This is a genomic window from Chryseobacterium sp. MEBOG06 (assembly GCF_021869765.1).
GTDB lineage: Bacteria > Bacteroidota > Bacteroidia > Flavobacteriales > Weeksellaceae > Chryseobacterium.
Genome location: NZ_CP084580.1, coordinates 1,279,254 through 1,293,877 on the forward strand (window position 1 = coordinate 1,279,254; position 14,624 = coordinate 1,293,877).

Sequence of the window (14,624 nt, forward strand, 5' to 3'; positions counted from 1 at the left end):
AGCAATGAACGGTTTTTGCTTTTTTAGATATAAATATGTCAGGATTAAGAGTACGGTAGTCTGCCTCATAATTTGCCATACAATTTCTAATTTCTCATTTATCATTTTCCACTTTCCAAATTCAGTTTTCCACTTTTTAATTATCCTTCATCATATATCCTTAAAGTTTGTATATTTGGTAAGTTTGTGTAATATCAAAAATTATCTTTAATGAAAAAGCTAAATATTGGAATACTTGCCCTTTCGGGTATTGTATTTCTTAATTCTTGTGGTGCAGCAAAGACTGCTGGGACAGAGAATAAAACTGAAGCTGCGGCAACTGTAGCAAAGCCTGTGAAAGAAGAAGTAAAAGAGGAGGGGATCAATTTATCCTATATGGATACCAACGTCCGTCCGCAGGATGACTTTTTTAGCTATGTGAACGGAAATTGGGTGAAAAACACTCAGATTCCTTCCGATAAAGCAAATTGGGGATCTTTCAATGCATTGAGAGAAAATGTAGATGATGCTTCATTAGATATATTGAACAAAATTCTTACAGAATCATACCCTGCTGGATCAGAAGGCCAGAAAATTCAGAATCTGTATGCTTCTTTTATGGATACAGCTAAAAGAAATGCAGAAGGGCTGGCTCCTATTAAGGCTGATCTTGCAAAAGTTGATGCCATTAAAAATCTTAACGACCTTCAGAAATACCTTTTAGAGGCTACAAGATTAGGGGATAACTCTTTCTACGGATGGAGAGTGGGCGCAGATATGAAAAACTCTAAGATGAATGCCGTTTATCTTGGAGGTCCGGATCTTGGCTTAGGAAGAGATTATTATCAAAAAGTAAACGAAGCAAATACTAAAACGTTAGCAGAATACCAGGCCTATGTTGGAAAGCTATTTGGTGTTTTAGGATATAAAGATTCAACTCAGACCGCACAGAATGTTGTGGATTTTGAAAAACAGCTTGCCAATTATTTATTGACTCTTGAGCAGAACAGAGATGCCAATCTGAGATACAATCCTAAAAATGTTTCCGAATTATCAGGTCTTGTTAAAAATGTAGATCTTGCAAAATATCTTAAAGATGCAGGAGTAAATACAGACAGAGTGATCATTGGAGAGCTGAAGTACTATCAGAATATGGATCAGTTTGTGACGCAGAAGAATCTTCCTTTATTGAAAGATTACTTGAAATACCATATTATTAATGGGAATGCAAGTAATCTGGATGACAACTTAGAGCAGATCAGATTTGACTTTTATGCTAAATATTTACAGGGCCAGAAAGAGCAGCGTCCAATGGACAAAAGAGGACTTACTCTTGTAAATGGAGTTCTTGGAGAAGCTTTTGGTAAATTATATGTCGATAAATACTTTACTCCGGAAGCAAAACAGCAGATGGAAACCTATATTGATTATATTTTAAAATCATTCAAAACTCATATTGCCAATATGGACTGGATGTCTCCTGAAACAAAAGTAAAAGCTCAGGAAAAACTATCCAAATTTACAGTGAAAATTGCTTATCCGGACAAATGGAAAGACTACAGCCAGTTGAAAGTTGAATCTCCAAAACAGGGAGCAACATTATATTCCAATCTTCAGAATGTGTCAGCATGGCAATATCAGAGAAGTTTGGATAAAGTAGGCAAACCTGTTGATAAAACAGAATGGGGAATGTCTCCACAGACAGTAAATGCTTACTATAGCGGATCAAACAACGAAATTGTTTTCCCTGCAGCAATCCTTCAGCCTCCTTTCTATAACCCTAAAGCTGATGCCGCTGTAAACTTCGGAGGTATTGGAGCTGTAATCGGTCACGAGATCTCTCACGGATTTGATGACAGCGGTTCACGTTTCGATGGTGATGGTAACCTTAATAACTGGTGGACAGATACTGACCGTAAAAATTTTGATGCAAAAGTAGGTCAGTTAGCAGCTCAGTACAGTGCTTATGAACCTGTAAAAGGAAGTTTTGTTAACGGAAAATTCACGAGTGGTGAAAACATTGGTGACCTTGGTGGAGTAGCAGTAGCATACGATGCTCTTCAGATGTATCTGAAAGACAAAGGAAACCCAGGGAAAATCAGTGGATTTACTCAGGATCAGCGATTCTTTATGAGCTGGGCAACCGTTTGGAGAACAAAAGCTACCGATCAGTATATGACAAATCAGGTGAAAACAGACCCGCACTCTCCGGGAATGTTCAGAGCATTTGGCCCGTTGGTTAATCAGGATTCATTCATCAAGGCATTTGATATTAAACCTGGAGACAAAATGTACAAAGCCCCTCAGGACAGAATAAAAATTTGGTAATTTTACCTTAAATTGTTAGAAAAAGAATCCGTCTCACTTTGGATTGAGACGGATTCTCTTTTTAATATTCTTTCTTGTAATTCCGGAGAACAAACTTTATTCCGGTTTCCATAATGTCTCCCATGGTTGTACAATATTTGAAATTAACATCATAGGTAAGTTTTTGTAAAGCAGTTTTTAGTTCTGTAACATTGGCCTCCGGTGCGATATTGTCTTTTTTCATAATAGAAATAAGTTCATCAAATCTGCCTTTACTGCTTGTCACTCTTTTTACGATTTGAGAACGTACTTCCTTACGGTATTGCTCTATAGAACTGGGTTTAAGTTTTTCCAGTACCATATGGACCATTTGATTATTTTCTTTGAAATACTGCGGAAGATAGACCTTCAGATTTCCCTCATAAGTTTGCTGATCAAAATCGATGGGACGAATTCTGTAAATAACCTGGTCGAAATCGTGGATTGGAATAACAACATAATTATAAGACCTCATATCACCAAGAAGCCCAATGAGACAGCGTTCATTGAATTTTACAAATTCCTTGGAAATCTGCGCCTTTTCAAGTTCCGTACAGTTGAATAGATGTTTCTGAATAAAAACATCTCCGGGTATTCCTAAAATATGCTCTTCAATTAAAGTGTTTTTATAAACCAGATAATTAATTCGGTTGGTAGAAAGCAGGTCTTCAAGTTCCAGTCCGAATATTCGGGAAGCATCCGCCTGTTTAATATAAAAATAAGTATAATTATCATTAAGTATATTTCTCACCCTAATCCGAAAAGGTTTAGAATTTCCAAAAGTACAAAAGTCGATGGTATCCACTTTCAGATAAGGTAAAGTAGCAATATCTCCATCAGAATGAAGGAGGGTGTAGATTTTATTTAAATTAGCCTCTATTTCCAGAAAGTCATATTCAGAATATAAAACCCCGAGCCACAATGTATCTTTGCCCTCTTTATCCAGAATATTCACACTGTCACTAAACCTCAGGAGGTCTTCATACAGAAACTTAATTTTAGTAGTTCTGTTATATTTTTCCAGATATTGATGTAATGCTTCTGAAATTGGAAATATAGGTTTTCTAAACGCTATTTTTACATCTTTCATAATACTGTTCCCTTTGCTTAAATATAAAGATTTTTTTTTTGAAGCGTCTGAAGAATTCCCATTTTAACACTCATTTACTGTTTTTCTATACCAGTAAACCAATCAAAAATTTTATTTATTTTTTCTTAAACGATTTTATTTATTTTTTCATAGCTTAGTGATATCGTAAGATCATGATTTTATGTTAAATATGTTTAAGGAAATTTAAATAATCCAAGAAAAAACTTGGTAAAATTTTGTATGTTACAGTTTTTTTTTAAATTTAAACATTGGATTGGTAATTTATTTGATTCGTCTGTAAATTACTCAAAGACAGATCCAAAACCAAATAGTAAATCTCAAAATAATAATAATATGGCAATGTTTAATTATGGTGTTGGCGGAAACGAGGTAAAAGTAGACGCTAATGAAGCTATTCAGGAAATACAGGAAAATAAATCACTGATAGTAAGCCAGCTTACAACAGAAGAATCTTATACCCCTGAAATTGTAACAGGATTGAAAACAGTAGAAGACGTTTTCAAACATTTCCAGCCTTCAGTGTCTGTACAGCACGAAACAGAAGACGGAGGAGTGGTTGAAGAAGAATTCCGTTTTCAACATCTTGGCGAATTTACTCCCAAAAGTCTTACTCAAAAGTCAGACTATCTGCAGCAGCTGAGCATAGAACAGGAGCAGTACAATAAAATTGTACGTCAGCTGAAAACAAATAAAATCTTACGCAATATGCTGGAGAACGATCAGACAAGAGCGGCGTTCATAGACGTATTAAAAGAAGTGGCACAAGAACTTGAAAAATAATTAAAGACTTTTAAATCAAATCATGGATAGCAAATTACAGGCGCAAGAAAGCCAACAGCAGGGGCAGCAGCAACACTCAGGGCAGCCGAAAGGAAACCCGCTTGCTGAACTCAATAAAATGGGTGGTTTTGGCTTTGTTGAATCCGTTGTAGACGGTATCGCCAATATGAACCCAACAAGAAAAGCAAGAAAGGAAATCTTTCTTACAGACAGTAATAAATCAGATGAAAGGAAAGAACTTCTTCAGAAGATCAACCTTTGGGTAAGCCTTCTGGAAGGAAGCGAATCTGCAGATAAAATGGCCGAAACGTGCAAAACTAAAGCACAGCAGGCTGACCAGAACTTAAAGACAAACTTAAAAAATACACTGGATGCCGTTCGTATGTTGGAAACCAACTACAGAACAGTGGCTCAATTCTACAAAAATACAGAGTTGGACAAAGTGGATAACGTGAGTATTGTGAATGCAAGCATCGATCAGGTTTCAGATTTGGATAACCCTTTATTCATTGATGCCATCTCTGACGAATTCAAAAATTACTACGACCGTTTAGACCTTAGAGATAACTATTCAATCCTTGCCATTCCAGGATACTTAGGTTCCAATAAGGTAATTGAAAAGTGGGCAAAAATCTGTAATGAAAACAAAGTAATGATGGTTACGGATTTCGCAAATCTTGATAAACCGGACGACGTTGTAGATTTATTTCATTCTGCAAACCTTACAGGAGGTGAACTTCACAGAAGTAACGTTATTATGACGTGTAACTGGCTTGTAGGACGTGGAAAAGCTGAAGAAGTAGGGGAAGAAGACAACGTAGAACTTCCACCATCCACTTCATTAGCCGGAAAAATCCATAAAACACTGATGTCTCAGGTGGCAGCAGGTAAAAAACACGGTAATATCAACGAAGTAGACGCTGTAAAATTCGAATTGAAGAAAAGTGAAATTTCTCAGTTAGAAAAAATGGGTCTGGTACCAATGGTAAATGAATACGGAAAAATTATGGCTTTCTCTGCAAAGACCTTATTTACAGGAGACAATATAGGTCTTCAGACGTATTCCGTAGTTCGTGTATTCGACTACGTAACCAAAGTATTACTGGACTTCCTGAACAGAAGAGCTTTCGAAAACTGGAACGCCAAAAACGAAGACGATTTGAGAAGACAGATTGTTACCTTCCTTGATAATATTAAAGGACCGGACAAATTGATTGAAAAATTCAAAATTGTTCGTTTTGAGCAGGATAGAGTGAACAAAGACAGAGTATGGCTTGACATCCGTATGACTCCCTATTTCCCAACCAAAAGTTTCGTTATTAAACTTGATGGTCACAAAGGAGATGATGGTAACGAATGGGATGCAGAATACTCTCAGGAATAAAAAAACTTATTTTAAATAATGAAAACCGATGCAATTTTTACATCGGTTTTTTTCTACCAATATCTATGAAATTGAATATGAACAAAAAATTGATCATGGGCCTGCCTGCCTTGCTGATGCTTCTTATTATAGGCTGTGAAAAAAAATACCAAAGTCCCGCTCATTATGAAAATGATCTCTTTTCAGATGAACATCAGGAAGGGAAAGCGTACATCATGAATGAGGATGAATGCTTTGAAGGCAGTGAGCTCGTTATTGCAAGCTCAAGCGTAAAATTAGCAGACAGCTCAAAAGGTCGGGGAAAATCTTTTTTTCTTTATAAAGTAGGATCAGGAAAAGTATTAAAAACAGTAAGAGATTCTACCGTAGAAACTCCTATGCTGTTCTTATCTCCTTATAAGCTAAAACTGAAAAATAACGACTCAATGTACGTTTATCTGAAAAAACTGGAAGGTTATCGTCTTATTGCCAGGGATAGAAATCTTAAATATCAATGGTTAAAAGGAGCTTCTGTATATCCTGTGAAGAAAAAATAAATAACCTTATCTTTGCAATATTGAAATAATGCACCGGAATGAAGAGAAAACGTGCTCTTCTTGACTTTAAAATAAGATTGGTTTTTGGAAAAAAATAGGACAGCCTCAGAATTTCTTCATGTAGGAAACAGGCTTTTGGAGTGGTATAAAAATAATGCGAGAGATTTGCCTTTCAGACAGACAAAAGATCCCTATAAGATCTGGATTTGCGAAATCGTATTTCAGCAGACAAGGATCAGTCAGGGACTTAATCACTATAATAATTTCATTGAAAGATTTCCGGATGTGACCACTTTGGCAAATGCTGAAGAAAATGAGGTTTTACTATACTGGAAAGGTTTGGGATATTATTCCAGAGCGATTAATATTCATAAAGCTGCACAGCAAATCATGAATGATTACAATGGGATATTTCCTGATCAGTATGATGAGATCTTAAAACTAAAAGGCGTAGGTAAATATACAGCTGCTGCAGTTTCAAGCATTTGTTTTGGAGCTAGAACTCCGGCGGTTGATGGTAATTTTTACCGTGTTCTGAGTCGTTTTTTTGCCGATGATTTTGATATTTCGAATTCAAAAGCATTTACCTATTTTTCTGAACTTGCTGCTCTGGTGATGCCGGATAATGTTGGTGATTTCAATCAGGCAATGATGGATATGGGGTCTGAGATCTGCAAACCGAAAAATCCTCTTTGTGGTGAATGCCCTATTCATGAAGGCTGCCTTGCATTTTCTATGGATAAAATTTCCGATTATCCCGTTAAAACAAAAAAAGTGAAAGCAGAAGACCTTGCTTTAACTTACTATTTTGTACACAGAAACAGAGAATTTCTGATTCGCCAGAGAAAAGATGACTTTATCTGGAAGAAATTGTTTGAGTTTCCTGCATCCATTCCAGCTGAGATGGAGCCGTTTATTACAAACTCAAAAACAGTGGCCCATAAGTTGACACACAAAAATTTAAGCATTGAAATATTCAGCGTGGAAGTGTCCTCAGAGAAGATGTGGAATGATTTTATAACTGAAAATCAATACCTGATTACTGACGTTGAAGACTCGCATGAAAAATCCTTTCCGAAGCCTTTGGAAAATTACATTCAAAACTCTCTGAAAGACTGAAATTTGTCTTCCGAAATCTGAAATCTAATTTGTACTTTTGCAAAATGATTAAAAAAGTCATTTTTATTTTTGTATCACTGCTTTTAATTTCATGTGGAAAAGATACGACTCCGAAACCTTACGGAGAACTGCGTCTGGAATATCCAACACCGAAATACCAGAAGTTTGAAAACGATTGTGCCTATACCTTTGAATATTCGGGTTTTGCTTCGATTACACCAGCTAAGAAACCATGCTGGTTCTATCTGAACTATCCTCAAATGAAGGCAAAGGTTTTCGTTACTTACTACCCGATACAGAATGACTTTGCAGAACATATCAAGGAAGCAGAAAAGATGGTATACGAACATACCATCAAAGCAAGTTCTATAGATACAAAATCCTTTGAATACCCTGAAAAGAAAGTATATGGGAATTTCTATGAACTGAAAGGACAGAGTGCTTCCAATCTTCAGTTTTACATTACAGACAGTACGAAACATTTCGTAACTGCTTATTTATACTTTAATTCGAGACCGAAACCGGATTCTCTGGCTCCTGCGGTGAGTTATATCAAAAATGATATGAAGCACCTGCTGGACTCTTTTGAATGGAAAAAATAAATTACTTTTAATATACATTGAAAAATATATGAAACTTTTAGTTGTAGGAAGTGTTGCATTTGATGCAATTGAAACACCATTTGGTAAAACGGACAAAATTTTAGGAGGTGCAGCCACTTATATTGGGATTACTTCATCTATTTTAGGCGTTAAATCCGGTATCGTTTCTGTAGTAGGAGGAGACTTTCCACAGGAACATCTTGATATGTTCACAAATAGAGAAGTAAATATCGAAGGAATTGAAATCGTAAAAGAAGGAAAAACATTCTTCTGGTCAGGAAAATACCATAACGATTTGAATACCAGAGATACTTTGGCTACAGAAGTAAACGTATTGGAGAATTTTGATCCGAAAATTCCTGATTCAATGCAGGATTCTGAAATCCTGTTACTTGGAAACCTACACCCTGGTGTTCAATTATCCGTATTGGAAAAAATGAACAAACGTCCTAAGCTTGTTATTCTGGATACCATGAACTTCTGGATGGATTCTGCGTGGGATATTTTGATGGAGATGATTTCAAAAACAGATTTAATTACCATCAATGATGAAGAAGCGAGACAGCTTTCCGGAGAATACTCTTTAGTAAAAGCAGCGAAGAAGATCCATACAATGGGACCAGAATATGTAATCATTAAAAAAGGAGAGCATGGTGCTTTACTTTTCCATGATAATAAAGTATTTGCTATCCCTGCACTTCCGTTAGAAGACGTTTTCGATCCAACCGGAGCCGGAGATACTTTTGCAGGTGGTTTTGCCGCTTATCTTGCTAAAAAAGGAAAAATTGATTTCGAAACAATGAAATCTGCCCTTATCGTAGGATCTGCAATGGCTTCATTTACCGTAGAGAAATTTGGAACTGAAAGAATTCAGGAAGTAGATGAATCTGATATGTTCAGCAGATTAAGACAATTTAAAGAATTAACAACATTTGATGTTGACCTGCAGTAAATAAGTCTTTTTAAGAAATATTTATAATAAAAAATTGAGTAAAATTCGTTAAGAATTCTAAATTTGCAACTTGTTAAAATAGTAAAATGACAAATAAACTAAAAATCACTTTTCTTCTTGGGATTTTCATCATGATGTTTTCTTCCAATATGATGAATGCCCAGCTAAAACCAGGAGATTTGGTGGATGGTATTGCTGCTGTTATTGGGAATGAGATCGTGTTGGAATCTGATGTAACCGAGCAGATGAATTACGGGAAACAGCAGGGGGCTACAAACACAGATAAATGTGAGTTCCTTGAAAACCTTATCAGCAATAAGCTTCTTGTATATGAAGCGAAAAAAGATACATTAATTGAAAACCGTTCTGCAGCAATCAAAGAACAGGCTAATGCAAAATACCGTCAGTTGCTTTCTCAATTTCCGGATGAAAAAACATTGCTTGCCGCTTATAAGTTCAGAAATGCCTATGAAATGAAGAACGCTATCGAAAAAATTGATAACGATCAATATTACGGACAGGCAAAATATCAAAGAATTACTGATAAAGCAGACGTAACTCCAAATGAGGTAACTGACTTTTATAATCTTTATAAATCACAGCTGCCAGAGGTAAAAGATGAAGTTACTTTAGCTCAGATTATGATTTACCCATCATTGACAGAGGCTCATAAGCAGGATCTGATCAATAGACTGAAAAAGATCAAAAAAGATATCCTTGGTGGTGAAACCTTTGAAAGCCAGGCAAGAATCTATTCTGAAGATGAAGGATCTGCTTCCAATGGAGGTTTATATAAGAATATCAATAAAGGTCAGATGGTAAAGCCATTTGAAGCGGCTGCCCTGAACCTTCAGGACAATGAAATTTCAGAACCTATTGAATCTGAATTCGGATATCATATTATTCAGCTTCTGAAAAGATCAGGTAAAGTTTATGATGCAAGACATATTCTTTTAAAAGCGACTCCTACAGATGAAGAGCTTAATACTGCAAAAGCAAAATTAGACAGCATCAGAGGTTTAATTATCGCAGGTAAAATGACGTTTAAAGATGCTGCTTTCAGATTTTCAGATGATAAAAGAACAAAGTTTAACGCGGGAGTTGTTCCCGGTGCAGACGGTTCTGATAAAATTGAAAGAGAAAGTATTCCCGGAACAATCAGCTATGAATTGGCAGGGTTGAATAAAGGAGACATCACTACTGCTTTTGAAGATGAAGAAAATAAAAGAAAATCTATTAAGATTATTAAGCTGGAAGATGTGATCCCTGCTCACCAGATTACTCTGGAAACAGACTTTAGCAGAATCAAGCAGATGGCACTTAATAAAAAGAAAAGTGAAATGGTTGAAAAGTTTGTTAACTCTAAACTGCCAACAACTTTCATTTCTATAGACGGACGTTATGATAACTGTAACTTCAAGGCTAACTGGAAGAAAGAGTCTTTAAAAAAATAAAATCAAAGCCTTCAGAATTTCTGAAGGCTTTTTTTATGCCTTCTGATAAAAGGAAATACCAGTTTCAGAACTTTCCGTAGTAAACGATGGCAATCTACAAAAAGACGCAGAAGCTGATTCAAAAAATTTTGAAAATCAGTCCTGTTATAGACCTGGTACTGGAGCAGTATAAAAAATGATAATATTTAGTTTTCTTAACTGTTTTTTTAACCGATAGCAGGTCCTGATAATGGTTGTTTTTAGTATTTTTACGCATGAGTAATTTTATAGATTTCAATTCGGCAAAAAAACTTCATGATATGCAGGCCAGCCAAAATAGAGTTTCACACCTTTTTAACATCAAATATCCAATTATTCAGGCAGGAATGATCTGGCATTCCGGCTGGAGACTAGCTTCCGCTGTATCCAATTGTGGAGGATTAGGCTTAATAGGTGCAGGAAGTATGTATCCTGATATTCTAAGAGAAAATATCCAAAAATGTAAGCAGGCAACAGATAAACCTTTCGGAGTAAATGTTCCCATGCTGTACCCGAATATTGAAGAAATAATTCAGATTATTCTGGAAGAAGGGGTGAAAATTGTATTTACGTCAGCCGGTAATCCAAAAACATATACAGAAACTCTTCAGAAAGAAGGAATCAAAGTTGCCCACGTAGTTTCCTCTACCAAATTTGCTGTAAAATGTGAAGATGCCGGAGTAGATGCTATTGTTGCCGAAGGTTTTGAGGCTGGGGGCCACAATGGAAGAGATGAAACGACAACATTCTGTCTTATTCCCAATGTCAAAAAACATATTTCCAGGCCGCTGATTGCTGCAGGAGGAATTGCGTTGGGATCACAGATGAAAGCTGCTATGATCCTGGGAGCAGACGGTGTACAGATTGGTTCCCGCTTTGCAGCTACTACCGAAGCCAGCGCTCACGAAAACTGGAAAAAGAAAATTACAGAACTTCAGGAAGGAGACACTCATCTTACCCTAAAAGAACTAGCTCCTGTAAGAATGGTTAAAAATAAATTCTTTGACGAGCTTGAAAATATCTATCAGACAGGAAGAGATAAAGAAGCTTTGATTACCTCCCTGGGAAGAGCCAGAGCTAAGAAAGGAATGTTTGAAGGAGATATGGAAGATGGCGAACTGGAAATAGGACAGGTTTCGGCTCTGATAGACGATATTCTTTCGGTAGAAACCGTTTTTAAACAACTGTTAAAAGAATTTGAAGAAATAAAAATGCCTGTTTTTTAATATAATTTTACCCGATGGAAGGAAGAATAATTGATATAAAAGGTAAAAAATTATATGTTGAATACAGCAGTTCATTAGAAAACAGACCTACTCTTGTTTTTCTGCATGATTCGCTTGGGTCGGTACAGCTTTGGAGGGATTTGCCTGTTAAGCTATCTGAAACCACACAATGCAATGTTCTTTCTTATGACCGCCTGGGATACGGAAAATCATATCCTATGCCTATTCATGAAAGACCGGTTAACTATATGGAGATGGAGGCTGATGTACTGAATGATCTGTTGGCGGAACTTAATATTAACAATGCTATTCTTTTTGGGCACAGCGACGGAGGAACAATTGCGCTTATTACTGCTGCTAAATATCCGGAAAGAATAGCTGCTGTAATTTGTGAAGCAGGACATATTTTCGTGGAAGAAGTAACATTAAAGGGGGTATATGATGCCTGGGAAGCTTATAAAACAACTAATCTTCCAGAACGTTTACAGAAATATCATGGCGATAAGGTAGAAATGCTTTTTAAAGCCTGGACGGAAACCTGGACCCGTGATGATTACAGAAGCTGGAATATAGAATATCTTCTGAAAGATATTACCTGTCCGTTGTTATTTATTCAGGGAGATGCAGATGAGTACGGTACATTGGATCAGGTTGAAAAAACCATTACGCAGGTAAGCGGAAGTGCTGAAAAATATATCATTCCTAATATTGGGCATACTCCACACAAAGAGGCTTCTGAGCTGGTACTTGAGAAATCTGCAGAGTTTATCAGGAAAAATTCATAGTACAAAAATTATATTTTAAAATAAAGCAAAGAGCGATCTCACGTCAGATCGCTCTTTTATTTTTCGGATAATATTATGAGAATTAATATCATAATACAATACCGGCAGTTTCGCATTCAGTTACAGCAAACGAAGTTCAGCCGTTATATTTTCCTTTGCCTGAAGCTCGTACCTTTCCTTAAAATAGTCTGTTTTAAAAATGCTTTCAAGTTCAAGGAAGTAGTTAAGTACTTTTTTTCGTCCCGGTTTATAAAGAAAATCGGGGTAAACAGAATATTCTTTTCGGATATTTTGAGTGTAATTGTGATAAATTTCCCAATCTTTTCCCAGGACAGAGAGATCAGCATCCAGAAGGTAATTGATATCCATACTTTCGGATTTCTGGTGGGATTTTGTAGCGAGAATTTCAGTTGAAACCAATGCGGTTTCATTTTGATGTAACCCCAATTCTGTAAGCCTTTTCTCTGCTCTTACCGCACTTTTCTCCTCATTGGATTTAGAAGAAGTGTCATAAACAATGTCATGATAAAATACAGCGAAGGAAAGTGCTGTAAAATCTGAAATATTGTCTTTCACTTTTTCCAGTTCCCGAAACATATTTTCAAGATGGAGAAGATTATGATAATGCCTGCCTTTTTCGGTATATTTTTTCTCAATCTCTTTCCATAAACGGCTTATGAACTCCTGATTTTTTGTCAATGGAAAACAAAGCTCCTCAAATCGATTACTCAGATTCATCATCAAAAGATATAAAAAAAGGAACTTTTAAAAAGTTCCTCTGTTTGCTTCTAGAGTAGCCTTCAGCTCAGCCCATCCGCCGCCGTTATAGCCATCTTTTAATCCTTGAGAAGTAAGGTATTCTAAAGCTTTGCCACTCCTGTTTCCACTTCTGCAGAATAAGATTACCGGTTTTTTGATAGAGAGAATTTCATCCTGTCTGTCTTCTACTTCACCAAGTGGAATATTCTTAGCACCTTCTATATTTCCGTCCATTTCAAGCTCCATTGGCTCACGAACGTCGATCAATTCATAGTTTCCAGATTGTATTACTTCTATTAAAGACATAGTGGTTTATTTTGAAATTTAAATTATGAACGAAATTACGCAATTTTTTTTTGAAAAAAATCTTAATTAAAACATAATTTTTAAGAAAAGAAGAAGCATAGAACACCTGCTGAAAATCGGAAGATTGATAAAATAATCTTAATTTTGCAATCTGAAATTATGAATACAAATGCCGAAAAATATTCTCAACTCATAAAATCCAAAGCAAAAAGTTTTGGCTTTCAAAGTTGTGGTATTTCCAAGGCTGATTTTTTGGAAGAAGAGGCGCCCCGTCTTGAAAAATGGCTTAAAAATAACTTCAATGGTGAAATGAAGTATATGGAGAATCATTTTGATAAAAGACTTGATCCGAGGCTTTTGGTAGAAGGGGCCAGGTCTGTTATTTCATTGTCGTACAACTATTTCCCTGAAGAAAAAATATCAATACTGGAGAATTTTAAAATCTCAAAATATGCTTACGCAGAGGATTATCACGAAGTGATTAAAGAAATTCTCCGTGAGATGGTAGCTGAGCTGCAGGAGGAAATAGGGGAGTTTGGTTTCAGGGTTTTTGTAGACTCTGCTCCGGTTCTGGAACGCGCATGGGCAAAAAAATCAGGAATAGGATGGGTAGGAAAAAATGCCAACCTTATTACAAAACAGAATGGATCATTTTATTTTCTGGCTGAAATTATCTGTGAGCTACAACTGATTCCTGATCATGAAACAACTGACCATTGCGGAACGTGCAGAAAATGCATTGATGCGTGCCCTACAGATGCTATCGTTTCTGAAAAAATAATTGATGGAAGCCGCTGCATTTCATATGCTACGATAGAATTGAAGAACGAAATTCCGGATCATTTTAAAGATAAAATGGAAGACTGGATGTTCGGTTGTGATATTTGCCAGGATGTATGCCCTTGGAACCGCTTTTCTTCACCTAACAAAGAAAGCCGTTTTACCCCGAATGAAGCGCTCAAAAACTTCAAAAAAGGAGAATGGAAAGAACTGACTCAGGAAATTTTCTCTGAAATCTTTAGAAAATCCCCCGTGAAAAGAACAAAATTTGCAGGCTTAAAAAGGAATATTGAGTTTTTGGAGAAGTCTTTAGAATGATTTTAGCTTACAATTTTGGTGACGATTCCCTTTTTGGAATTTCTATGACTTCCAAACTAAAGCTGACAATCGACCATTCCTTAAGTTTTTTGTTTTAAGGAGGTAAAGATTTTTTCCTGATAAGTTTCTTAAAAGCCTTTCCTAAAAAGAAAAATTGACCTTCAGGAGA

14 protein-coding genes are annotated in these 14,624 nt (G+C 36.2%); 11 read left to right on the forward strand and 3 right to left on the reverse strand.

Annotated elements, in window-relative coordinates:
• Positions 1–210 precede the first annotated feature (210 nt).
• A complete protein-coding gene (locus LF887_RS05950) occupies positions 211–2,307 on the forward strand; it encodes a M13 family metallopeptidase (RefSeq protein WP_236857907.1) in 2,097 nt (698 codons plus the stop codon).
• A gap of 61 nt (positions 2,308–2,368) precedes the next feature.
• Here LF887_RS05950 and LF887_RS05955 read toward each other — a convergent pair whose 3' ends face one another.
• Complete coding sequence (locus LF887_RS05955; RefSeq protein WP_236857908.1) at positions 2,369–3,415, reverse strand: hypothetical protein; 1,047 nt, start codon at positions 3,413–3,415, stop codon at positions 2,369–2,371.
• 354 nt (positions 3,416–3,769) lie between these two features.
• Here LF887_RS05955 and LF887_RS05960 point away from each other — a divergent pair, with 354 nt between their 5' ends.
• From LF887_RS05960 to LF887_RS06000, 9 genes are all read left to right on the forward strand, one after another.
• Positions 3,770–4,216 (forward strand): type VI secretion system contractile sheath small subunit, encoded by a 447-nt coding sequence (locus tag LF887_RS05960; protein WP_236857909.1) that lies wholly within the window; start codon positions 3,770–3,772, stop codon positions 4,214–4,216.
• Between the two features lie 22 nt (positions 4,217–4,238).
• Positions 4,239–5,600 (forward strand): DUF5458 family protein, encoded by a 1,362-nt coding sequence (locus tag LF887_RS05965; RefSeq protein WP_236857910.1) that lies wholly within the window; start codon positions 4,239–4,241, stop codon positions 5,598–5,600.
• Positions 5,601–5,677: 77 nt separating this feature from the next.
• A complete protein-coding gene (locus LF887_RS05970) occupies positions 5,678–6,136 on the forward strand; it encodes a hypothetical protein (protein WP_236857911.1) in 459 nt (152 codons plus the stop codon).
• An 84-nt stretch (positions 6,137–6,220) separates the two neighbouring features.
• Positions 6,221–7,255, forward strand: coding sequence for an A/G-specific adenine glycosylase (mutY, locus tag LF887_RS05975; protein ID WP_236857912.1), 1,035 nt, complete (start codon positions 6,221–6,223; stop codon positions 7,253–7,255).
• A gap of 44 nt (positions 7,256–7,299) precedes the next feature.
• A complete protein-coding gene (gene gldD, locus LF887_RS05980) occupies positions 7,300–7,857 on the forward strand; it encodes a gliding motility lipoprotein GldD (protein ID WP_236857913.1) in 558 nt (185 codons plus the stop codon).
• Positions 7,858–7,885: 28 nt separating this feature from the next.
• A complete protein-coding gene (locus LF887_RS05985) occupies positions 7,886–8,809 on the forward strand; it encodes a PfkB family carbohydrate kinase (protein WP_236857914.1) in 924 nt (307 codons plus the stop codon).
• 86 nt (positions 8,810–8,895) lie between these two features.
• Positions 8,896–10,263, forward strand: a complete 1,368-nt coding sequence (locus tag LF887_RS05990; protein ID WP_236857915.1) for a peptidylprolyl isomerase — start codon at positions 8,896–8,898, stop codon at positions 10,261–10,263.
• A 254-nt stretch (positions 10,264–10,517) separates the two neighbouring features.
• Positions 10,518–11,507, forward strand: a complete 990-nt coding sequence (locus LF887_RS05995) for an NAD(P)H-dependent flavin oxidoreductase (protein ID WP_236857916.1) — start codon at positions 10,518–10,520, stop codon at positions 11,505–11,507.
• A 14-nt stretch (positions 11,508–11,521) separates the two neighbouring features.
• Positions 11,522–12,292 carry an alpha/beta fold hydrolase gene (locus LF887_RS06000; RefSeq protein WP_236857917.1) on the forward strand — a complete coding sequence of 257 codons (771 nt, stop codon included), beginning with the start codon at positions 11,522–11,524 and terminating at the stop codon, positions 12,290–12,292.
• A gap of 120 nt (positions 12,293–12,412) precedes the next feature.
• On the opposite strand, the gene LF887_RS06005 is transcribed toward LF887_RS06000, so the two are convergent.
• Together LF887_RS06005 and LF887_RS06010 are read right to left on the reverse strand one after the other, a co-directional pair.
• The gene (locus LF887_RS06005) at positions 12,413–13,033 is read right to left on the reverse strand and encodes a hypothetical protein (protein ID WP_236857918.1); all 621 of its coding nucleotides are present in this window, start codon (positions 13,031–13,033) and stop codon (positions 12,413–12,415) included.
• A gap of 24 nt (positions 13,034–13,057) precedes the next feature.
• Positions 13,058–13,357 (reverse strand): rhodanese-like domain-containing protein, encoded by a 300-nt coding sequence (locus tag LF887_RS06010; RefSeq protein ID WP_236857919.1) that lies wholly within the window; start codon positions 13,355–13,357, stop codon positions 13,058–13,060.
• A 159-nt stretch (positions 13,358–13,516) separates the two neighbouring features.
• Between LF887_RS06010 and queG the strand changes: the two genes are divergently transcribed.
• A complete protein-coding gene (gene queG, locus LF887_RS06015; protein ID WP_236857920.1) occupies positions 13,517–14,455 on the forward strand; it encodes a tRNA epoxyqueuosine(34) reductase QueG in 939 nt (312 codons plus the stop codon).
• The last annotated feature ends 169 nt before the right edge of the window (positions 14,456–14,624 follow it).